General features: G+C 55.3%; 17 protein-coding genes and 1 pseudogene. 11 read left to right on the top strand and 7 right to left on the bottom strand.

Translation table 11 applies throughout. The features are described from left to right. Positions 1-32 precede the first annotated feature (32 nt). Together D3871_RS25980 and D3871_RS25985 are read right to left on the bottom strand one after the other, a co-directional pair. A pseudogene (locus tag D3871_RS25980) lies at positions 33-1,462 on the bottom strand (MATE family efflux transporter). Between the two features lie 87 nt (positions 1,463-1,549). Next, entirely contained in the window at positions 1,550-2,008 is a 459-nt protein-coding gene (locus D3871_RS25985; RefSeq protein ID WP_119771982.1) for a MarR family winged helix-turn-helix transcriptional regulator, read from the bottom strand. Between the two features lie 537 nt (positions 2,009-2,545). On the opposite strand from D3871_RS25985, the gene D3871_RS25990 reads away from it, so the two are divergent. Further along, the gene (locus D3871_RS25990) at positions 2,546-5,269 is read left to right on the top strand and encodes a TonB-dependent receptor (RefSeq protein ID WP_233575825.1); all 2,724 of its coding nucleotides are present in this window, start codon (positions 2,546-2,548) and stop codon (positions 5,267-5,269) included. Positions 5,270-5,386: 117 nt separating this feature from the next. Further along, entirely contained in the window at positions 5,387-8,227 is a 2,841-nt protein-coding gene (locus tag D3871_RS25995) for an ATP-binding response regulator (RefSeq protein WP_119771983.1), read from the top strand. A 286-nt stretch (positions 8,228-8,513) separates the two neighbouring features. On the opposite strand, the gene D3871_RS26005 is transcribed toward D3871_RS25995, so the two are convergent. After that, entirely contained in the window at positions 8,514-10,136 is a 1,623-nt protein-coding gene (locus D3871_RS26005; protein WP_233575826.1) for a methyl-accepting chemotaxis protein, read from the bottom strand. 568 nt (positions 10,137-10,704) lie between these two features. Between D3871_RS26005 and D3871_RS26010 the strand changes: the two genes are divergently transcribed. The 3 genes from D3871_RS26010 (at position 10,705) to D3871_RS26020 (ending at position 13,884) form a co-directional block, all read left to right on the top strand. Beyond that, positions 10,705-11,577, top strand: coding sequence for a spermidine synthase (locus tag D3871_RS26010; protein WP_158598062.1), 873 nt, complete (start codon positions 10,705-10,707; stop codon positions 11,575-11,577). A gap of 403 nt (positions 11,578-11,980) precedes the next feature. Further along, positions 11,981-12,460 carry a CesT family type III secretion system chaperone gene (locus D3871_RS26015; RefSeq protein ID WP_158598063.1) on the top strand — a complete coding sequence of 160 codons (480 nt, stop codon included), beginning with the start codon at positions 11,981-11,983 and terminating at the stop codon, positions 12,458-12,460. A 221-nt stretch (positions 12,461-12,681) separates the two neighbouring features. Next, positions 12,682-13,884: a diguanylate cyclase domain-containing protein gene (locus tag D3871_RS26020; RefSeq protein ID WP_158598064.1), complete on the top strand. Its 1,203-nt coding sequence runs from the start codon at positions 12,682-12,684 to the stop codon at positions 13,882-13,884. 38 nt (positions 13,885-13,922) lie between these two features. Here the strand turns inward: D3871_RS26020 and D3871_RS30395 are convergent, their stop codons facing one another. After that, a complete protein-coding gene (locus D3871_RS30395; protein WP_158598065.1) occupies positions 13,923-14,090 on the bottom strand; it encodes a hypothetical protein in 168 nt (55 codons plus the stop codon). 174 nt (positions 14,091-14,264) lie between these two features. Between D3871_RS30395 and D3871_RS26025 the strand changes: the two genes are divergently transcribed. Further along, a complete protein-coding gene (locus D3871_RS26025) occupies positions 14,265-14,609 on the top strand; it encodes a hypothetical protein (RefSeq protein WP_119771988.1) in 345 nt (114 codons plus the stop codon). A gap of 220 nt (positions 14,610-14,829) precedes the next feature. On the opposite strand, the gene D3871_RS26030 is transcribed toward D3871_RS26025, so the two are convergent. After that, complete coding sequence (locus D3871_RS26030; RefSeq protein WP_119771989.1) at positions 14,830-15,543, bottom strand: autoinducer binding domain-containing protein; 714 nt, start codon at positions 15,541-15,543, stop codon at positions 14,830-14,832. Positions 15,544-16,202: 659 nt separating this feature from the next. Here D3871_RS26030 and D3871_RS26035 point away from each other — a divergent pair. From D3871_RS26035 to D3871_RS30400, 3 genes are all read left to right on the top strand, one after another. Then, positions 16,203-16,619 (top strand): DUF4902 domain-containing protein, encoded by a 417-nt coding sequence (locus D3871_RS26035; RefSeq protein ID WP_158598066.1) that lies wholly within the window; start codon positions 16,203-16,205, stop codon positions 16,617-16,619. A gap of 68 nt (positions 16,620-16,687) precedes the next feature. Continuing rightward, the gene (locus D3871_RS26040) at positions 16,688-17,371 is read left to right on the top strand and encodes an acyl-homoserine-lactone synthase (RefSeq protein WP_119771991.1); all 684 of its coding nucleotides are present in this window, start codon (positions 16,688-16,690) and stop codon (positions 17,369-17,371) included. A gap of 610 nt (positions 17,372-17,981) precedes the next feature. Then, positions 17,982-18,122 (top strand): hypothetical protein, encoded by a 141-nt coding sequence (locus D3871_RS30400; protein WP_158598067.1) that lies wholly within the window; start codon positions 17,982-17,984, stop codon positions 18,120-18,122. 205 nt (positions 18,123-18,327) lie between these two features. Here the strand turns inward: D3871_RS30400 and D3871_RS26045 are convergent, their stop codons facing one another. Together D3871_RS26045 and D3871_RS30025 are read right to left on the bottom strand one after the other, a co-directional pair. Then, complete coding sequence (locus D3871_RS26045; RefSeq protein ID WP_119771992.1) at positions 18,328-20,163, bottom strand: hypothetical protein; 1,836 nt, start codon at positions 20,161-20,163, stop codon at positions 18,328-18,330. 109 nt (positions 20,164-20,272) lie between these two features. Then, a complete protein-coding gene (locus D3871_RS30025; protein WP_147376903.1) occupies positions 20,273-20,533 on the bottom strand; it encodes a hypothetical protein in 261 nt (86 codons plus the stop codon). 222 nt (positions 20,534-20,755) lie between these two features. Here D3871_RS30025 and D3871_RS26055 point away from each other — a divergent pair, with 222 nt between their 5' ends. Together D3871_RS26055 and D3871_RS26060 are read left to right on the top strand one after the other, a co-directional pair. After that, on the top strand, positions 20,756-20,959 hold the full coding sequence (locus tag D3871_RS26055) for a hypothetical protein (RefSeq protein ID WP_119771994.1): 204 nt from the start codon (positions 20,756-20,758) through the stop codon (positions 20,957-20,959). Between the two features lie 244 nt (positions 20,960-21,203). Beyond that, positions 21,204-21,695, top strand: a complete 492-nt coding sequence (locus D3871_RS26060; protein WP_119771995.1) for a CesT family type III secretion system chaperone — start codon at positions 21,204-21,206, stop codon at positions 21,693-21,695. The last annotated feature ends 8 nt before the right edge of the window (positions 21,696-21,703 follow it).

A 21,703-nucleotide genomic window follows, 5' to 3' on the forward strand; every position in this document is an offset into this window, starting at 1 on the left:
TTCTATGGCAATATCTGCCGTCATCTTATTCCTTAATCGTCGTAGCCGCCACCTGCCGCGACCGCGTTACTAGTCTCCTGTTTCCTAATCGGACGCGGCCAACCGATTGGACCAAACCAGGCACCGCCCGCGATCGCACTTGCGTTTACCACGCCATACACGACCAGCGCCACGGCCTGCGCCAGAAAAACCAACGTCAGACCGCCGCCCCAACGCAACATGATCCAGCCACCGCCGGCCGCCACTGCCAGTCTCAGTACATTGCCGGCTACCGGCCACCACAGACGCCCCGCACCCTGTGATGCAAAATACAAGACCAGACCGAGGCCGAAAAAACCATACGCCGGTCCGACGACTTGTAGATAGCGGCTGCCCGCTTCCAGCATTGCGGGATCCGTATCGAATAGCGACAGCCATGCATGCGGGAAGAATGCGGCCAAAAGTCCGATCATTTCCGCCATCGCGAATGCAAGTGCCGCACCGGCCCAGGTCGCGCGAAGAGCTCGTTCCCGTTGTCCGGCGCCGATGCAGGTTCCTACCATGGCGACTAGCGGTGCGCCCAGCCCGAACACCAAGGGCACAAGCAGATATTCAAGGCGGGAGCCGGTGCCGTATCCGGCAATCGCTTCCGTACCAAATGAGCCGACCAGCGCGGTCGTAATACCAATCGCAAGGTTGGTGGCAACGGTGGAAACCATGCCGATCAAACCAATCCGGAGAATGTCGCGAAATAGCGGCCAGCGAAACCGCAGCTCTGCAAATGATGGGCGCAACAAGCTATTGCGGGACCACAGATAGGCAGCAAGAATGATGCTGCCAACCAGGTAATACATTAACAATGCTGCCGCACCGCCAGCGATCCCCATGCCCGGTATCGGTCCCCAGCCAAAGATCAGCAGCGGCGACATTGGAATCAGCACCACCATGCCTGCCACAGTGACAAAGGCGGGTACCGCCATGTTGCCGGTACCGCGCAGGATCGCCGACAGCGAATTGAAAATCCAGACGATGATTGCGCCGGCAAAGACCCAGTTGGAATAAATAAGCGCGGCATCGAGCGCTTCTCCTGTGCCCCCATTCGGGCATACATGTAAGGTCCGCCCAACAGCACTGCAGCCATGAATGCCAAACCAAAAACGACGGCAATCAGCAATGCATGCAATACCAATGCATCGGCATCGGCACGGCGGCGCGCGCCAAGTGCGCGCGCAATCGAGGAAGCAATGCCGCCTCCCATTGCTCCGGCCGAGGTCATCTGCATCAGCATCACGACGGGAAACACCAGCGCCATGCCGGCCAGTGCGTCGGTGCCAAGCTTTCCGACGAAATAAGTCTCGATCAGACCGACCGCCGCTTGCGCGAACATCACAAGGACATTGGGCGCGCCAAGCCGCAGCAGGGTCGGAATGATCGGCGCTTCGAGCAAACGCTGCGTTCTGGGGTCAAGTGTTGAACTGTCCATGGTTCGTGTAGTTATGCGAAGAAGCTACAGGTATTGGCAGGCTGTACCTGCCATGTCGATATCCGAAGGGATACGGCGCAGCGGGTGTCATCCCTCTTCAAGACCGTCGCCGGATGACAACAGTGCGAGCGACTCGTCGATCAGTGCGTGCAGTGCCTGTACGCGCTCGATGCCAAGCGTTTCATTAATCTTGTCTTGCGCGCTCTTCCAGTGGCGTCGTGCTTCATCGAGTTTGACGCGGCCGGCCGCAGTGATGGCGACGCTGCGGCTGCGTTCATCTGATCCGGCTTGGATGCATAGCCAGCCGGCGTCTACCAGCGGCTTAAGATTGCGGCTGAGGGTAGAGGCATCCATGCGCATCGACAGCGCCAGTTCCCCGGGTCGGATCGGTCCCAGCTTGTGAGCATGCACCAGCAAGGAGTATTGCGTCGCTTTCAATCCCGCTCTGGTGAGTTCCGCGTCGTAATGTTGCGACACCAGGCGCGCCAGTTGGCGAACCCTGAAACTGGTGCAGCCTTGCGGCTTCTTTTGTCGATCGGCGGCCATACGCGCTCCTCAATAATTTGTATATGCAAATATTGTATATGCAAATGAAAGGCGGCGTTGCGGTTATGTTTATGGCATTCCAAGCTATCCGATTTTTGACGTGTACCTCGACCCGATCGGACCTTGGCATCCATATAAATTCGCCGCTTGATTGAGTTCGTTGTACATGCTTCGATAAGGCAAGCATAGCGTCAAATTCACCGACATGACGCCAGACAACCGACCGCCGATGACAGACAACTGACCACCGCTCATTGTCTTGACTGCTCCAGGGTACGGTGCGATGATAATTTCCGACAATCAACAAAGAGAGGGTATGCAAATCCGGCCCAGCCTGGCATAGGTAGAGCCCAACGGCTTAGGTATCCTGCTGAAGCTGGCGGGGCCTTGAAACAGTAGCCGCCCTCGAATTGCCGGCTATTGTTTCAAGGCCCACCAGCTTTGCCAAGACACGCGTACGAGGCCTGGAAAATCTCCGAAGCAATGATAAGTGGAGAACTGCGCATTGGCTCTTGCGCGAGAATGCGAGGAGAAAAAATGAATAACCGGACTATCGGCCATTACGCCATTCGACGCGTGCAGCCAAAGCCTCACGCGGTTCTGCCAGCAAATGCAGGACGGAAAAACATGCTGCTGGCTTCCATCAAGTCGCTGGCCGTCGGTACGATCTTTATGGCAAGCGCACCATCGTATTCAAGCGACGACGACAATACGCAGATATTGCCGGAAGTAAGCGTCACCGGCATTCGCGCGTCGCTCCAGCAATCGCTTAATGCAAAGCGCGACGCCGATTCAATTGTCGAAACTGTCACGGCGGAAGACATCGGCAAAATGCCGGACAGGAATGTCGCCGATGCGATCCAGCGCGTGCCGGGCGTCAACACCAGTTCGTCGGCCGGTGGCGAGGGCGGTTTCGACGAAAACGATCGCGTCAGCATCCGCGGCACCAGTCCGAACCTGACGCAAACTCTGATCAACGGGCACGCGGTCGGCACTGGCGACTGGTTCATTCTCAACCAGGTTGGCAACGTCGGCCGCAGCGTCAGCTATTCGCTACTGCCATCCGAACTGGTAGGGCGTGTGACGGTACACAAGACTGCGCAAGCCGATCTGGTCGAGGGGGGCGTGGCCGGCACAGTCAACATCGAAACCCGCAAACCGCTGCAATTCAAGAAGCAGCTGACTACCGAGGCGACGCTGGAAGGTGTCTATTCCGATCTCGCGAGGAAAACCGGCCCGCAGCTGTCGGCGCTGATGAACTGGAAGAACGATGCCGATACCATGGGTGTCATGGTGCAAGCGTTTTCGCAAACGCGCCATCTGCGGCGCGACGGACAGGAGCTACTGGGCTACGGCGTCATCAACTCCGCCAATACGCCGGACGTGGTAGCGGCGCGGCCCGACCTGAATGGCGTCGCCTATCCGCAATTGATCGGATCCACTCTGTTCCAGCAAGAGCGCAAGCGCGAAGGCAGCGCCTTCGAAGTACAGATCAAGCCGAGCAATGATTTGACCCTGGGATTGAACGGCCTTTATTCCCGCCTCAGTGCGAAGAACTATAACAATAACTTTTTGGCTTGGCCCGACAATCTCTTGATCAACGGCGTGGCACCGGATGCCTATACCATAAATAACGGCACGCTGACCTCGGCAAGCTTTCCGGCGCAAGGCGAATATGCGGCCGGCGTGGTTGATGCCATTTACCGGCCCGGATCCCGCTCCGAAACCTGGTATCTCAATCTGGATGGAAAATGGCGCGCCAGCTCCCATCTGGTGGTGAGCGGCCAGATCGGCACCACCAGAGGTGTCGGCGAAACCGCGAAGGAAGTTGCCTTCGAGGGCAATATCAACAATACAGGCCTGAACTACAGCATGAATGGCCTGAGCCGCGCAACGACCGTGTCCTTCCCCGGCGCCAACGTCACGGACTTCGCCGGTACGTCCTTCGGCTGGGCATGGGGGTCGCAGATCAAATCGATTGATGCGGAGCGCTACGGTCAGCTCGACGGTGAACTGGCGATCGACAATAGTGTGATCCAGACCGTCAAGTTCGGAGTGCGGCTTGCCAACCACGAACGCCGGGTCGACTGGCCGGTTGCAGCAGGTCCCCTCAGTGATACGCCGGCGAGCTTGCCGGTATGGAGCGGCATGCGCTATCCAGGCAATTTTGGTCACGGCTTTGGCGGGGCGCTGAACAATATCTGGTTGCTGAGCCCGGCAGACATCGAAACCTGGGCCGATGCTAACCTGAACACCGATCCGGTGACGCGCCGCAACTGGACGGGCGAATTCAAAGTCAAGGAAGACACCACCGCCGGTTATGCGATGGCCAATCTGGCTAAAGACGCATGGCGCGGCAATGTCGGTCTGCGGCTCGTGCGTACCAGGCAGTCCACCACGTCCAACGTCGCCGGGGGCGCTGATCCGATCGTCGGTTCGGATTTCGGAGCCTACACGCCTCAGGTCATTCGGCATACCTACGTCGACATACTGCCGAGCGCCAATCTCAGTGTCGATGTATCGAAGGACCTGGTACTGCGCGCGGCAGTCGCACGCACCATGGCGCGTCCCGATTACAGTGCATTGGGCGGCGCTGTGACGCTGGACAACCTTCAGCGCACTGGCACTGGCGGCAACCCGAATCTCAAGCCGGTGCGTTCGACCAATGTCGATGCGGCGATCGAGTGGTATTTTGCACCCAAGTCGCTGCTGCAATTCGGCCTGTTTTACATGGATATGTCGTCGTATGTGTCTTTCGGTACCGCGCCTGCGCAGTATTTCAACGACCAGACGCGAAGAGTCGAGACCTACCAGATCACATCGCCGCTCAATGTCGCCGCCAAAAACAAGGGATTTGAACTCGGCTACCAGCAGCCGCTTGCCCGCAATTTCGGCGTGCTGGCCAACTATACGTATGCCGACGGCAAAGCGGCTGATGGCAGCGAGATGCTGGGTTCATCGAAAAACACCTGGAATCTGACCGGCTACTACGAGAACGAGCGCTTCAACGCGCGCCTGGCCTATACTTACCGCTCGGATTTTCTGGTCGGATTGGACCGCAGCTTCGCCCAGCACGCAGCGGGTGTTGGCAACCTCGCCGCGTCGCTTAGCTACAAGATCAGCGCCAACGCGATGCTGACCTTCGATGCGCTCAACCTGAACAATGCGACGCTGAAGTATTATGGTGAAAACAAGGATCAGCCGCGCGCGCTGTATTCGAACGGACGTCAATTTTATGTCGGCGTACGGGCCAGGATGTAGAACCGATATGCGCTCAGGTAGCTCGATCCCGCTTGCCGGTGTCGGTGAACTGCGCAATGAACAACGGACTCTACCCATTGGCAGGGAACGGAAGTAACCCACAGAAAGAACCAGGTCATGGCGTTCTCAATCCGTGCTTTGCTGCTTACGTCGGCTCTTATCACGCTTCCCGGATCGGCAACGGCCCAGCACGCCATCAATGCCGAAAAAGCGGTGCGGCAAAATCAAGTGCAAACCGATAACCAGCCGCATCAAATGTCGGAACGCGCCCGTCAATGGGACGAAGTCGTTCTGGCAGCGCAGCGAAATCCACAAGAAGTGCTCGCAGACGGCAACCGGATGCTCGAACGTGCCACACAGCAGAACGATAAAGCCGGTCAGTTGAAAGCATTACGCACATTGGTGATCGCCTACGGTGCGCTAGAAACCTATATCGGGCGTAAAGAGGAACTCGAATACGGCCTTGCACTTGCCCGTGAGCTCAATGATTTCGATTCTCAGTGCGAGTTCCTTGATTATCTTGCCTGGAAGGAATGGAGTGAGGGCCGTTCCGATGCGGCATCCAGAATCCTTGATGAAGAAACGCTCATTGCCGAAGCGCATCCTAAAGAATGCACGCTGGCCGAAATTTACGTCAGCCGATCGTTCATGGCGAAAGCGCGTGGAGCCGCGTCCGAGTCCATGTCGTGGCTTTCCAAGGCATACGCCGGGTTTGAACAGAAAGGAGACGAATTTGGCATGGCCAGAACGCTCCAGTACATTGGCACCGCATTCAGCAGCAATACCCGCAACATGGAGGATCAGGCCAAGGCCGCAGATTATTTTCATCGAGCGTTTGCTCTGTTCGATCCGAAAGATCATCAGCTGTTTGCGATTGAGAATAATGCACAGCTCGCGATGACGTATTACCACCGCAAGGATTATGCGAATGCCATGCGTTTTCTGGAGGTGGCCCATGCGATTGCGACCGAAATGAAACATCCCTTGATTGCGCAAGTTGAATATCGGCTTGGACAGGTGGAACTGGCAGCACATCGCTATGCCGCCGCGCTTGCGCATTTTGACCGTGCCTTTCCCGGCTTGTCCGGGATAAGCAGCGGAAATAAAACCGCCGTGGAAGTCCTGACGGGACGTGCTGTGGCGCTGGCACAGCTGGGTCGACGTGAAGAAAGCCTGGATACTCTGGCGGCTGCACGAAAAGCGCAGCGTGAGCTGGGCGACCGGACGCTGGACGTGATTTACTTCGCCGGATCGAATCAGATCCATGCCCATTTCAAAGACTATGAGTCCGCATATCGGGATTTGCTGCTATTGCAAGCCGCCGAGAGAGAAGCGATTGAAACGGCAAACGCAAAACACGACGAAGAACTCAAAGTGCGCTTCGACGTTAGGTTGCGGGAAAGCGAAAACGAACTGCTGCGCGTGCAACAAAAGGAGGCCGAAAGCAAACGGCAGGTGTACGCACTGGTGTCGCTGGTCAGCCTGCTTTTGCTTCTCGGTCTGGCCTTCTATCTAAGGCGGCGAGCCGTGGTTTCGAAAATCGAATTGCAGCACCAGAAAGCCTTGGCTGAAGCGGAAGCCAGCGCGAACCGGGCCAAGACGACGTTTCTTGCCAATATGAGCCACGAATTACGCTCTCCATTGAACGCGATTCTCGGATTTACCCGGCTACTGGCGCGCGAATCGAGTCTTCCAGCAGAGGCCCAAAGCGATCTGCGCATTGTGGTAAAGAGCAGCGAGCATTTGCATGGTTTGATCAACCAGGTGCTGGATTTGTCAAAAATCGAATCCGGTCATATTGCGCTCATTGACACCGATGTCGACCTCCATGCGCTACTGGATGATGTGGAGGATATGTTTTCGTTGTTGGCATACCAGAAGGGATTGCAGCTCATTGTCGATAGGCCTACGGACCTGCCGCGCTATATCCGGATCGATGCCGGCAAGCTGCGCCAGGTATTGATCAACCTGTTGAACAATGCATTGAAGTTCACAGCGCAAGGTAGCGTGACGCTGAGGGTCGGCAAAACTGACAGAAATGGCCGCCTGGCGTTCGAGGTTCTCGACACCGGTCCCGGTATCGCTTCGGACGAGCTGAGCAAACTCGGGCAGCCGTTCGTGCAGGCACAGGCAGGCCGGCAGGCCAATGAAGGAAGCGGACTTGGATTGACCATCAGCCGCGGCTTCGTGCAATTGATGGGGGGCAGCTTGAACATATCGAGCGAACCGGGTAAGGGCTCGACATTCGCGTTCGACATTAAGATACATGAGAACCAGGAAACGCATGCTGTAGAGTACCGCCGTGTGGCTGGCCTGGCGGGCGGGCAGCCGCGTTACCGTATTCTCGCGGTGGATGATCGCGAGGAGGGACGTCAGTTACTGGTACGCATGCTCACGTCGCTGGGATTCGAGGTGCGCGAAGCAAGCAATGGCGAAGAGGCGATTGCGATCTGGGCGAATTGGGAACCGCATGTCATCTGCATGGACTTGCGCATGCCTGTGATGGATGGACGCGAGGCGACACGACGCATCCGAGGGACTGAAAAAGGGAAAGCAACGGTCATCATCGCACTGACCGCGAGCAGCTTCGAGGATGGCCGGGAAGCAATTCTGGCCGACGGCTGCAACGACCTTGTGCATAAACCGTTTCGCGAACATGAACTATTCGATGCGCTGCACAGACATCTGGGTGTCGAGTTCGTTTATGAAAAAACGCACGACAGGATGGTCGCCGCATTACCTGACCCCAGACATTTGGAAGCACTGCCGCCGGAACTGCAGACTCGCCTGCGAGTGGCATTGCTCGGGCTGGATGTCGACGCGATCGCCAGCGCGATTGCGTCGATACGCGAGTATGATGCCGGCTTGGCCGATGCGCTGGCCGGCCTGGCAGCTAACTTCGACTATGAGAAGATTGGGACATTGCTGCCTGCTTCGAATGAAACAGGACACGAATGAGGGGCAACATCATCTCGTTCGGAGCCCGTTTGCCGGATGCACTGCCAGCACTGCGGAGCGATTTATGCCATGCATGATTTCCCTTCAGGATTCGGTTCAATATGCAGATGTCGCGCTTGATGATGGCCCCAAGTGCTATTGCACAGGCAATCAGATGGACATAAACCAGGGCCAGTCGAATGGCGCCTGCAGGTTCTAATATTCTCTTTCTCCATTGCTCGGAAACGCTGACGAATGAATCGTTGCCGATTTCAAACGGGCGTTGCTTTGCGCGCGCACTGAACGTCTACCGGGCGGGTGCGAGCGCAGGGCAGGTCGCGGCCGCCGGCATACTGGCGGAGGAAGTTTGCGCGATCTTTGTGCTGGAACGATAGCCGATACGAAAACCGCCCCAATGCCTGCCCCTGACATAAATCGGTACCGACAGGTCATGCATCACTTCACCGGTATCGCGTTTGTAAGTCTGCAGCAAAAAGGGTTTGGTATGCGCGCCGCAGCGCGACCCGGTACGGTCGGTAAAGATGCGCTTGGTGCGATTGTTGAGCAGGTCGCTATCGTAGTTGCCGGTGAGCGGCTGGGAAAATTTTCTGTTATGCGTCGGGAAGTAGCCGTTGTTGTCTACCGCGCCGGCGTAGGCGAGATGGGGGATTTGCTCCAGCAAGCGCTCTTGCACGGACGGTAGCGTCATATCCGTAAAGCCGTCGAACAGGGTCGTGTACTTGGGCGGGTTGGTATGCGGAATAGGCACATACTTGCGGTCGAACAGCGCGTCCTCGGTCAGACGGCCGTCGTCCAGTGCCTGCGTAAAGAGACGCTCGACGTCGCAGGACGCCGCAAGGGCGGCATCGCGTATCTCGTCGTGGGATGTAGGGACGTGCGCATTGGTGAGCGCCTCAAACACATTTTCCGCCCGTTCCGCCAGCTCCATCGCCGAGTTCGTTGCGCGCGGCAGTTCCGCCTCGGTCGAGAGCATGTTGTCGCGAATCTGGGAGATCGCATCGGTAATCACGCAGGTCGTGTCGACATGTTCACGCGACGCCCCAGCGATCTGTTGCACCTCGGCCTCCGACACGCCGGCCAGCTGCTCGATCCTGGACAAAAAGGTATGAACCTGTTCGACATTCTGTGCCGCTTCGGTGACCTTCCCGGCCAGCGCGGCCATGCCGCCGGCCGCATGCTCGGCTTCCTCATGAATTTCGCGCACCATGAGCGCGATGTCGTCGGTAGCGTCTTTGGTACGTTGCGCCAGCAGCTTGACTTCATGCGCGACGATGGCAAAACCGCGCCCGTGCAAGCCTGCATGGGCGGCCTCGATGGCGGCGTTGAGCGCCAGCAAATTGGTGCGGGAAGCGATTTCGGTGATCAGGTCGGTGATGCTTTGAATGCGTCGCGACTTTTCCTGCAGCGAAGCCATGGTGGCGCAAGTCGTCTGAGCGTCGCGTCGCGCATCGCTGATCAGGCGCAAACCACGGTCGACCTCGGCTCCTCCGGCGCGGCTTTCGTTGCGCACCTCGGCTGCTGCCTTAGAGGCGCGCTCCGCATTCTGTGCGATTTGCCGGGTGGTCACGGCGTTGTGTCTTGAACTGGCGACGATTTCGTTGGTTGCTTGCACATCTTGTTCAATCTTTTTCTTGATCGAGTCCACGAAATGCGAGGTTTCGGCCGCGCCGATCATCATGTGGTCGATCTCTTCGCCGATCTGGCGCAGACGATCGGCGGCCGCCTTATTGCCCGTGCAGCCAACCGAGGTCAGCGCAAGGACACTGCAGGCGCCGGCGACTATGGCCAAAAGGACAGGATCCATGGCCGGGCCCGCCAGCAGCTTCACCATGAGCGCCACAGCCGCACTGATGGAGGCCGCCACGGCGACAAGGATGAGCGTGCGATAGATAGGGTAGGACGGTCTCATTGATTTTCCTCTTGAACATATCGGACGACCGGCGATCCGGCCGTCGTTTTTATGGAAGCAATAGCACTCTTCATGCCAAGCGGCAGAGCAGACTGGAATGCGATCATCGCACTAGGGCCTGTTGACATTCAGTTTGGGAGATGCGTTCGAGCCAAAACGCGTGCTGGCGGTGGCGCGTGGCAACGCAAAGGCTGGACGCCTTTGCTAGCCATGCAACGCCGGTAGCGCGCGTTTTGGCTCGAACCCTTCGGGAAGGTGTCCTATGCGTCGCATGGCGTTGTTGCGGCTCCTTGCCGTAGCACTGCTACGTCGCGTCGCCGCGCCTAGCCCTACAACGCATAGGACACCTTCGCACTCCCAAACTGAATGTCAACAGGCCCTAGGTCAGCCAGCGACGGTCGACCGCGACAATGCAGGTACGAAAGAGTGACGCGCGAAGCGCCATGCAAATTCGAAAGAACATTGGCAGCCCGCAGCGAGTATCGAACCCGGCTCATGCGAACGGAACCGATCGACACCGATGTGCCACTCAGAGATGTCATCAGACCTTTTTCGGGAACGCAGTGCCATGTCTTCAACTAGTGACTTCACGGGCGAACCTTCTTTGCCCCGGATTCGACCGCCTGCCAATGCACTGGCGGAACTGGCCCGGCCGGATGGTAGCGCTACTCTGCCCGTAATAACTTATTCACGCTATGGCGATCTCATCTTGATGCACTTCAATTCTCGCTGGGACATCGGCCAAGGGTGCATGCAGATCTCCGATCCGGACTGGATAGCGCTTGACATAGCGCAGCAAATGATGGGGTGGATGCTGTTTAACGAACGACCGGCGCACATCGTGCAACTTGGCCTGGGTGCGGCAACCCTGACCAAGTTTTGTTATCGCCACTTTCCCGATGCGCGGGTGACTGCGGTTGAACTTAATCCGGCCGTCGTGGATGCGTGCCAGGCCGTATTTCAACTGCCCGCCGACAACCAGCGCCTGTCCGTCATCCTCATGGACGCGCTGGATTTTGTGTCTAATTCCTCGAATACAGGACAGATCGATGTACTGCAGGTCGACTTGTATGAAGAGAGTGCAGATGGGCCGGCACTCGACACGGCAGAATTCTATGCGGCCTGCGCGCAATGCCTTGCGCCGCAAGGAATCATGACGGTCAATCTGTGTGGCGTTTCCATCGACGACATTCGACAGCGCAATCTGGACGCGATGCGGGACTCGTTTGAAACGATCCTCTTTTTCAGGACATGCGGCAGCAATGTCGTCGCGATCGCATTCAAATCCGCACCGATCGTCGATGTGGAAGCCTTGGCCGAACGCGCATTATGCATTGAACGATGCACCCGCCTTCCGGCCGGAACGTGGCTGCCGGACATGATGCCGGCATGCGTTGAACAGGAACCGCGCCGCAACGTTTTTACTGCTCCCGCCACTTAGGCGATGCGCCGACCTGACAAAGATCGGCATCATCAGGCATTTTTGTCGTATGCGGCGGAATCGTATCAACGATTTACAAGGTGTTGTGTATGTTATGCATTGATCGAATGACATGTGGTTCCCTGGCCATACCGGCTGACTCCTCAACAGAAAAAAATCGACGCCTTCATAGGGAATCTTCAACGGGCATAACGTGACGGTTCAGATTCGTCCGCTCGAGTCTCTTCGTTCCGAAGTACGCAAAGTCGTATCCGGCGACTGTGTGCGCTTTCCATGTCAATCCAAGACATGAACGAAAATTTGTTTGGTGGCGCAGTCGCTGGAACAGGTGCCACTCCGCCGAAATGTATATTGAAATCCCTGAAACCATAAAGCGCGCATGCAGCGTGCGGAGATAGAAGAGATGGATCAAAAAAAGGACTTCCATAATCTCATGGCATCGTTGTGGAGGTACATGGATGTTGCGCTTCCGCTTGGGCAATGCAACGAGGTGTATACGGTCACCTTCGATAATCAGGTCGAAGTGCATTTCCTTAACACCCTCCCGGGCCGGCTCGACATGATTGCCGAAGCAGGAATCCTCAATAACAAACAGGCGGCGCAACCGCTATTGGATCTTCTGGAACTCAATCATCCGCCATACAACGTGAACGTAGATCAGGACACCGGTGCCGTCATGGTATGGACGCGTCAGGAACTTGCCACTCTCGACTGTAGTCAACTGATTGAGATTATCAGCGTGTTGATGGCACGCGTTCAGCAGGCCAAGCTCTGCATCGAGTATCGGCATGCGCAGAGCGTTCTCTCCCCGGCTCCGAATCATCACCGTATGATCCTCATCAAGGAAAGGAAAAAACATACTGATACCGGGTTGAGGAATTGAAGTCTTGACGGTAACTGATCATCGTCCAAAACGTTAACGCTGATACAAAATGACCTAGTCTGAGTACATCTTCTTTCAGATTCAACCAAGCGTCGAGTCGAAGTTATCAACTGCTTTGCGCTCGATCAATGTGAGACACATACCGAAGGAACTCCCGCTCCATGTACGCCACTCAACGGCCGTCAGCACACATCGTTGCTGTGTTTTTTGAGGGAGGCCCCATGCACGATATTCCAGTAGTTTTTGATAGCGGCTGCGTAGTGGCCGACTCCGTCCGTATTGCGCTTTCACCCGCGATGGCCGCGCAAGAGCGGATAGCGCCTTGCAATAAGCCAGGCACGTCGATGCCTGGCCATCCAAACGACGCCGTAAACAGGACGCGCAAGGAAAACGAGGCAGCGTTCGAGTCGAATGTCATGGGCGTCATGGTGATTCAGGGCGGTGTCGTCATGCGCAGTAACCAGAAATTGGCCCGCATGTACGGCTATACCCCGGAACATGTCATCGGTATGGACGTCGGTTGCTTTTTTCTGGCAATGGATTACCACGCAGCGCAGGCCGGCAGGCCAATGAACGTTATTCATCCCAGCCGCTCTTTTGAAGGCGAATCGTATGCGTTGCGTGACGATGGGACTGTCATATGGACCATGGCATACGTTCGTCCCCTGGACGATCCGGACAGCGATTCAAGTATATGTTTTGTGATCGACATTACAGAGAGCAAGCGTGTCGAGCTTTCACTGCGTAGAACGCGTGGCAACGAACGGCATCTGCAGGAAAAGATACGCGATCTGGAGTATGCCAATGCCCAGTTGGGGGAAAATCTGCATAAACTGGCCGAGACGGAGCAGAAAATGTGGTACGTCGCTCACCATGATCCTTTGACCGGGTTGGCAAACAGGATTTTGCTGACCGATCGTCTGTCGCATGCGATTCAGGTGTCGCGAAGAGAGCAGTGGGGCGTTGCCGTGATGTTTATCGACCTGGATGGATTCAAGCGCATTAACGACACACTGGGGCACGACGCAGGAGACAGAATCCTATCTGAAGTCGCGTTGCGCTTGCGGAAAGCCGTGCGCGAGTCTGACTTGGTGGTGCGCATGAGTGGTGACGAGTTCGTCATTTTGATGGAAAAGGTCACGCATGTGAAGGACGCCCGCTTGGTCGCGCGCAAGCTTCTGAACTCAGTGAAAGAGCCAGTAGAGGTCTCCGGCCAGGAAATACGTCCGGAAGCATCCATCGGAATCAGTCACTTTCCCGAACATGGCGGCGATAACAACACGCTTTTGTATCATGCTGATATCGCGATGTACCATGCGAAAAATAATAAGAGTTGTGACGGCATTGCCGTATATGATGCCAGCATGTGCGTTGGACGCACCGTTGATGAAGTCGATATGAAAAGACGGCGCCGACTCGATTGAAATTCGGACGCATGGCGGGACAATCCGGAAAAACCAAATCAACCAATTAACGATTTAAATAGTCCGGCAAATCTGTGCTGGATGCCACCCGTATTTTTCGATGCCCTGTATTGGATTGGAACGCGTTCATGCGGGGCCGCAATATCAATCTTGTGCACGGCAAAATCAACCGACACGATGTGTCGCGTCATCGAATTTTTCTCCATTAAATGCTGCCTCTCTCCTGTAAAAGTTAACAGGAATCGCTGTGAACGGCGAGTATATGGTTGACTGAGTGTATTGCGGCGACCATATTATGCATATGAAAGCACGTATGCGTGCTCGAACATCAGGCATACGTATTGACAATAGACCGCACACAATGAATTGAGAGGTAGCCAATGCAACTAAGTGCCAAGCGAGTTCAATTTAGCGACGCAAAACCGGATGTCAGCTGTCTGGCAGCGATTGAAGTTCTATCGGATGTCTTAATCGGAAGCGCGCATGCAGTGTCGCCGGTAGCCCAGCCTAACACGGTCGCAGCAAACGTCGGAAGGCTCGCGCAAGATTATGCGCAGGCGGCAAAGAAAATCCAGACACTTCTTAAGTCCTCTATTGAGAAAAGTTCTCCTCAAAGTGGGATGAAGCACTACTGCGAACCGACTGTGGACGAAATTTTATCCACCATTCAACGGATGAAAGACATCATGAGTGACATGCCGCCGGCAAGCTTTCGTCAATTGTAGCGTCTCATTTGCATCATTACGCGGCACACACCGGAGTGCGATTCCTAGCATTTATCCGGATAGTGGTGTTCGGAAGGTCGATGCTGGTTGCCAGTATTGCCGCGCAGATTCGCTATGCCGAGATTTTTCATCGAGAATCTGGGGTTCCTGATTCTCTTGATTGGTCATCCTATCGGCACATTTGGCAATGTCGGGAACTTCCTTGCTTTGAATATCGCATTCAGGCAAGCATTCCCAATACGGCCGCCTTTACGGCAGCCTGAGTCTTATTTGTTGTACCCAGTTTGGTCACAATATTGTTGATATGAAAATTAATCGTACGCTCCGAAATCGAAAGAATCTGGGAAATCTCATATGCTGTTTTCCCTTCTGCGGTCCAACGCAATACATCCCTCTCGCGTACAGTGAGCCTCACTTGCGTCTCAGGTACTAGTTTTGGAATCAATTTTTGCGCCATGGAAGCATGGACGAATTGCGTGAGCCAGGACATCGCCGCTTGATTTTCAGCCAGCTCAAGGGCGCTTAGAGGCTCCGCACTACGTGCGAGTGTAAGCAAACCGACTGTTCCTTGCATATCCCGCGTAGCCTGTGCCCAGCCATGCTTTAAGCCGTGGCCTCGCGCTTCGTCCCACAGGTCCGGCGCCGTTTCAAACAGGCGATTTGTCCACACAAGGGGACGCGTCGATTTGAATGCATGCTGCACAGTGGGATCAACCAGAAGGTAACCTCGTTCCTTATAGCGTTCCTGCCACTGTTCCGAATAGTTATTAAACATCGCCACGTGCGGTCTTGAAATCGGCACGGGTGTTTGGATACCATACGCGCAGTACTCGAAACCCATTGTCTTCGCCAGCTCGGCTGTCAGACTAAATAAAGCCTGCTCCGAGGGAGCCTGCAACAATGCATTAAACCGGTCTTCATTCCATGCTTCCATTGATCGAACTTTCTTTTTCGCTTATTCAAAAAAAATCGCGAACGCGGCCGTTAGCTGTGTATTGATGTGGCACGGCTTGCGTATGTCTGGCATTGATGACACCACAGACATTTCGATCGCATGCATCATTGATGCGCTGTTGAAAGATTTTAATGACGCTATCACTATATGTCCACAAACAAGAACGGTACAGAGGTCTTTCGCTTTATTGGAAAATATACCGGCGGGAGTAGATCGCACGTAAAGAGTGAACGACTAAGCATGCTTGGCGGATGAGATTTCGAAGGTATGCCGTCTGCCTCCATAACGACCGAGCCCTGCATGCTTTGATGTGTCCGGTGCGGTTGCAGAGTGTCGGAAGACCTCGGAATCAAGGCATTAGTTTTCGCGATCTGTCAGGTCTGATAGTGGTTTTCGGATACGAACGGTAACAACTTAATGTGTCGGTAAAAGCTTAAGCAATATACAAGATTCTGATATAAAGCTACACGTGCGAAGGTGGCACGCATATTGGGACGTGCGTTAGACGTGGAACGGAGCGATGCCAGGTCTGCCGGTCCCTCTGCAGCTTAGGCTGCATGGAATGCCCATGACAAGCACGTTTTACATTTGGTACAGACTTACATCGAAAGCCATACTTAATTGACGTGGAAACCTACTTGCAATTTCAATCCAGCCGAAATCAGGCGCCGGCAAAATCGCCTGATGGATATATTCGCTTGCGCCTGGCGAGTCTGAATGCGCTGTCATTCGTTCATCTGTTTTCGGAATGCGATACCGGCTTTCTGCGCGAACTCCAGGCTCAAACCATTCCCGCCATCGCAGCCGGTTTTTCGGAATGGAAAACGATGACCGACCCAGTGATCTCGATAGGTTGGGGCTGGTTCATTCATGGCGATTCCGAGTGTATGTTGCTGGCTCCGGATGGTGTGCGCAGTAATGTGATGCTGATCGATGCACACGGTTATGACCTTGGGTCGCAAAGAACCTCGACTCTGTTCGGTACATGGTTGAGCTCATTCGAATGGCAGTCAGTGGTAACTGTGGCGCTGAATGAGGTAATTACTCCCTGTTAAATTTAGCAGTTACTAAATATCGGTCGCAGCGTTGTAATGATGTCGAATAAACAACCTGTTTCGCGACCATGCAAACGATTATTGGCAGATCAAAAGAGTTTTCACCTGCACTTGAAAGGGCTCTCGCTGAATACAGACACAAGATATTTATCGAACGCTTAGGATGGCCGCTCCCGGTTGCAGACGGGGTCGAGCGAGATCAGTTCGATAACCCGGATACGGTTTATGTCATGACACGCGAGCCAGAAGGTGCGATTTGCGGATGTGCTCGGTTGCTGCCCACTACGGAGCCGTACCTGCTAAGCGATGTCTTTCCGCATTTGATGGGGGGTGTCCCGGTGCCACACTCTCCGGACGTATGGGAACTCTCGCGCTTTGCTGCGGCCGCAATCGATCCCGATTCGTCCTTTGATACTGCCGGGAACACGCGTAGCCTGCTTGCCGCCGCCGTGAAATGCGCTGCCGAGCGCGGAGCTAAGCGTCTGGTCACTGTATCGCCATTGGGAATCGAACGCTTGCTGCATCGAATGGGCGTGCATGCCCATCGCGCCGGTCCACCTATGCTTGCTGATAACAAGCCTATTTTTGCCTGTTGGATAGAAATTGACGAACGAACCCTTAACGCATTGGGAGTCGTAGTGGCAAAAGTAAAGCATGCGGATTATCAGGAAAGGATGATTGCCCCCATGCTGACAGCGAGAGCCAAAGTCATGATTGGATCTAGAGTCCTGTTTCCTCAATTCGTTGAATAAAAGACGACGACAGTTACGCCGATACGGTGTCAAAAATGCGCGCGAGGCATCGGCCTTGCTGTGCCTATTCCTTGTCTCGACACAATTTCGCCGCATTTATTGTTCAACAAATTCTCATGGGAGAATGTCGGCAAGTAATTTGCAGCCCTGATGCTGCACACAATAACAACAAGCGCATCGGAGAAAAACATCGGTGCAACTCTGGTCGTATTCGTGATGCATGACTCCACTAAGCTGTGTCGTGCTCAAATGTGTTCCTCATATTCCCTCCCTGCCAAAATAACTGATCCTGCATCGTCGAAGGATGCGGCGCCCTCGCGCCTGCCTGATGGCCTTCTGCTTACAAAAGGCATCTCTGTATCAGTAACATGTCTGATGTACCGCAATCCCCGTTCACGGCTTGCCCACGTTATTCCTGAAACTTCGTGAACGCCGACTATATTTAAATCTGATAAAAGCGTATTGAATTTTTCGCTTGAAACGATGCGTAAAACGACAGACGATGAATCATCGCCGTCTTGTGACGATTGCCGCTTGCTGCTCGCTTTTTGAACCGAACGCGTAGTCCGCATTATTCAGAAAGCCGCTTTAAGCCCTATGGAGAACGGATATGAAACGGATCGTGGTAGTGCTGGTATTGGCAGTTGTCGCCGGGTGCGCAGGAATGGATAGACCGCGTACTGCAAATGTCGATGACGGTATGGGAAGCAGCTATTATGGCCCCGGCAGGTTTGGCGGCAGCACCGAGTAACGTCATTTATCTGACGCCGCGCAACATCAGCGGGAAGTGGACGCGGCAGGCAGCGAAGCGGCCTGACGCGTTTCCTGAAGGTGGGTGCGAGACGCCAAGCATAGAAAGGCCGGCCCGCGCAAGGGCAATTCCCTGTCGAGCATTGGCAGCACCGAAATCGCCCCGGGTAACGCGGCAGAATCCATACACTGATACGTAATCTGCTCTAAGGTTTGGCCGTTCGGGGAGAGCGCACTGCAATCGGCGAACGTGCGATAGCCCGCCGCAGCGCCTGGCGTCGCTTATGTCGCTTGCTGTCGGCGGACTCCTCGTTCGGCGACGCAAAACCCATGGCATCGCAGGCGACCTCGAATACGATCTTTCGGCTCAGGTCGCTGCTGTAGGTGTACCAGACGCTTTGCAGGGCCGCCGCCGTTTCGGCAAACTGCATCGGCGACGGATTGGGCCGCAGCTTGCAGGTGAATTGACGTTCCAGATGACGGCGCACAACCTGGACGAGCGGAGGCTGTTTCGCGTCAAGGGCACCGGCAATGACTTGACGCAGAAAGCGGGCCTCGCTCGACGGTCCGTAAAAAAGTTTGGGCGACTCGGAGATCAATGCCTGCAGCAACATTCCCGACTGGTCGGAGGGATCTCTTAAATCTTGTAGCCGCAGCAGCGAGTTCCATACCATGTCGACCAATGGGGTGACGCATGTATCGTCACGCAGCATGCTGCCAGCCGGCTTGGCCGACATATCGACAGTTGCCGGATGGCGCCTCGCAGCTACCCGCAGGTGCGTGACCCGACTGGCCAACTGGTCAGCCGCCGTTTCAAAGCGCAGGCGTGCAAACGCCCGGGGCGCCGCGACGTTACGCGACAAAGGTTCCCGCATCATCAGCTCATGCAGGGACGACCAGCGTCGGTGTGCGCTCGACAGCGGCTTTTCAACCAAGCCGAGAATCGCCTTCATATTGAAACCGGTCCGATTATCGATAAAACTGCATACCTGTGCTTCGGTACTGCTTGCGGCAGCCTTTGCGTTTCCCGGCAAGAGAGTTGACCCGATTTCGGCCAGTGGACCCGGATCGCATTGAGACAGTTCGGGACAGGCAGCGGCGAGCAGCGCGACCGTCAATTCCGCGCCATGCGCTTCTCGCTCCGACTCGGTCGCATAGCGATAGAGGTAATAGTGATAGTCATTCTTTCTGGTGCCTGAAATCGCGTCCAAATGCGCGGTACTTAGTTCCAGCACTTCGCAACGATACTTTTCGTCGCTGGAAAGATGCGACAGGTCCATTCCCTGCGCCTCGCGCGAGCGGCACATGATGCCCATTTGTTCGGCGTGAATCGCTTCATGGAAAACCGTGACGATCAGATTGATCGTGCCCTTGGCAAATACTGCCGGGTAAAAGCGGATTCGCACCGGGTTCTGCGCCAGCGTATCGGCGTCGCGGTTATCTTGATCCTTGTCCAGTACGTCGGTTGCCGGAATAGGGATATCGAGCGCGGTACTTGCATGCTCTGTCATGCGTGCGACCAAGACCCGCCGTGCCGAAGCCGGCTGTGTCGAAAGCGCTTTTAGCGCCAAGACCACATCGCCATCGGTACGGAGCAGTGCGACATATCGTTTGGCAGCCGCATGCATCCAGGCGTTCCACAACGGATTGAACCGTCCATGGTATTGCAGTGCGTACAAGGGCCATGAGGGAACGATATTGCCGCCGAGTATCAGCTGACACAGTTTGCCGCGCGCCTTGGCGGATTGATTGCGCGTCCAGGCTGCCAGTTCTTCTTCAGCGAGATCCAGATGCGTGGGCTCGGGAAGATAAGGGCTGGGTTCAGGGATATCGTCCGCCTGTTCCGCCAATTGTGCCAGCACACGGAACTTGGCTTGGCCGCTTCCCGCTGCGGCCAGGCGGTCATTTAGCTGCCGCCAGAATGGCGGCAATGCGGCATTGATTTCCGCCTTGACGCGTCGCGTGCGATCAAGGGTAACCGGCGTTGGCGACCAGACCGGGAGGACAGGCGGGCGGCTGACAATGGGCGAAATAGAACTCATGAATCGGCTATAAAGTACGTTTAACAGGACGGTCGCCAGGCTCGATCAGATCGTCATAGGCGCGCGACAATTGCGTAAATATCCAAGGCCAGCAGGCTGGTTGTCACCGTCAGCAGGCTGATGCAACGGCTATGCAGCGCCTGCACCGCAAACACAGATGCCCCGCCAGCAAACCGGCGAATGCCGCGCGCGGTACCGGAAACAACATGCTGTCGGAAATCCATTGCGCCGCCGAAAAAACCAGCAGGCTGGCCAGGCATAACACTAGGTAAGTAGCGACAGGCACCTCGCCGGGATCGGTTTTCTGCCCCTGCATGACGTATTCGTTGCCTGAAATAGCCATATCTGCCTCGCTGAACAGGTCTTTCATTGATTATTTGGAAACCACCCATTGTTCAAGACTCACCGTTGAGTAGTCTGAGCACGAAATATGGTTCCACCTACTTTCAACATTTTGGCGTTTCCGCCGCTTTCCGTATCGATAACTGGAATCGATCTTCCATATTCGGTGGAAGGAAAGAACTATTTGTTACCAGTTGCTACTCAAGTGGCAGGGAAGGTCCAACCAAGTGATTAAGCAATGAGTGACAACATGCGCCAAAAAAACTCGATGACGGAAGACTCGATCGAAGCCTTGACGCAGGCGATGATGGGTGACGAGACAGAACAGGCACGCAACGTCTTCCGTGATGCGCTGCGTGCGCTGGTTGCGGTGGCCAAGGCCGAGTTGCGGGACATGCTCATCGTAAAAGATGCAGAGGCGCGTAATGGAAGCGCCAAAGAAGAGGCGGCATGACGGAGGCTAGCTTAGTGTACTGAACATCGCCGCCAAAGCATTCCGTGCCGCCCATACCCTATCTGCATTGATCTCAGTTTGGCGGTTCGGGGTCATGTTCTGGGCATCTTGCACACGAAAATCAAGCCCAATATTCTGATACCGCGTGGAACTTGAGCCTGGCCCTTCTCCACTTAACTCTCGACATATCAGAACCAGGCCGGCCAATGACGCCGGTCAGAACCAGTATTCAAGGAGAGAGTACATGTCGGCACACGAGTATCGCGGATTGGTAGAGGGGATTTGCGCACTGACGGGGATAGCCGATGCGGCATCCATGCTAGAAATGGCTAATTTCGAGGTGAATGGCATCCCGTTCACGCTCATGGATGGCAGCGAGATCGAAGATGGTACGGTCCTCTATTTTTGCGACTTTGGCGAAGTGCCGGGTGAACGCCGAGCGGATATTTTGCAAGAGCTGCTCGAAGCCAATCTCGCGATGTATGCGAAGGAATCACCATCCTTTTCGATCAATTTTTACACCAAGCATGTTGTGCTGACCGGACGGATCGCCATCAGAAACACCACTCCTGCAAAGCTGCTTGAAGAACTCGCCTGGCGGGCGCACCAGGCCACACAGTGGCGTCAAACCTGCTTGCTGTCCAGCCAGGCACCCTTGATACAAGACCCGTTGCAGAAAAAAACGGTAAATACCGTCAAGCGCAAGTCTCCATCGGCACAGTTTCGCGCGGACTAAAGGGTATC

Source organism: Noviherbaspirillum saxi (assembly GCF_003591035.1).
Taxonomy (GTDB): domain Bacteria; phylum Pseudomonadota; class Gammaproteobacteria; order Burkholderiales; family Burkholderiaceae_D; genus Noviherbaspirillum; species Noviherbaspirillum saxi.

Excerpts from the sequence above, each read along its gene's own strand:
- D3871_RS26010 (WP_158598062.1), top strand. The coding sequence starts at position 10,705 with ATGTCTTCAACTAGTGACTTCACGGGCGAACCTTCTTTGCCCCGGATT.
- D3871_RS26020 (WP_158598064.1), top strand. The coding sequence starts at position 12,682 with ATGCACGATATTCCAGTAGTTTTTGATAGCGGCTGCGTAGTGGCCGAC.
- D3871_RS26030 (WP_119771989.1), bottom strand. The coding sequence starts at position 15,543 with ATGGAAGCATGGAATGAAGACCGGTTTAATGCATTGTTGCAGGCTCCC.
- D3871_RS30025 (WP_147376903.1), bottom strand. The coding sequence starts at position 20,533 with ATGAAAGACCTGTTCAGCGAGGCAGATATGGCTATTTCAGGCAACGAA.
- D3871_RS25985 (WP_119771982.1), bottom strand. The coding sequence starts at position 2,008 with ATGGCCGCCGATCGACAAAAGAAGCCGCAAGGCTGCACCAGTTTCAGG.
- D3871_RS26040 (WP_119771991.1), top strand. The coding sequence starts at position 16,688 with ATGCAAACGATTATTGGCAGATCAAAAGAGTTTTCACCTGCACTTGAA.
- D3871_RS26005 (WP_233575826.1), bottom strand. The coding sequence starts at position 10,136 with ATGAGACCGTCCTACCCTATCTATCGCACGCTCATCCTTGTCGCCGTG.
- D3871_RS26015 (WP_158598063.1), top strand. The coding sequence starts at position 11,981 with ATGGATCAAAAAAAGGACTTCCATAATCTCATGGCATCGTTGTGGAGG.
- D3871_RS26055 (WP_119771994.1), top strand. The coding sequence starts at position 20,756 with ATGCGCCAAAAAAACTCGATGACGGAAGACTCGATCGAAGCCTTGACG.
- D3871_RS26060 (WP_119771995.1), top strand. The coding sequence starts at position 21,204 with ATGTCGGCACACGAGTATCGCGGATTGGTAGAGGGGATTTGCGCACTG.
- D3871_RS26025 (WP_119771988.1), top strand. The coding sequence starts at position 14,265 with ATGCAACTAAGTGCCAAGCGAGTTCAATTTAGCGACGCAAAACCGGAT.
- D3871_RS26045 (WP_119771992.1), bottom strand. The coding sequence starts at position 20,163 with ATGAGTTCTATTTCGCCCATTGTCAGCCGCCCGCCTGTCCTCCCGGTC.
- D3871_RS25995 (WP_119771983.1), top strand. The coding sequence starts at position 5,387 with ATGGCGTTCTCAATCCGTGCTTTGCTGCTTACGTCGGCTCTTATCACG.
- D3871_RS30395 (WP_158598065.1), bottom strand. The coding sequence starts at position 14,090 with ATGGAGAAAAATTCGATGACGCGACACATCGTGTCGGTTGATTTTGCC.
- D3871_RS25990 (WP_233575825.1), top strand. The coding sequence starts at position 2,546 with ATGAATAACCGGACTATCGGCCATTACGCCATTCGACGCGTGCAGCCA.
- D3871_RS30400 (WP_158598067.1), top strand. The coding sequence starts at position 17,982 with ATGAAACGGATCGTGGTAGTGCTGGTATTGGCAGTTGTCGCCGGGTGC.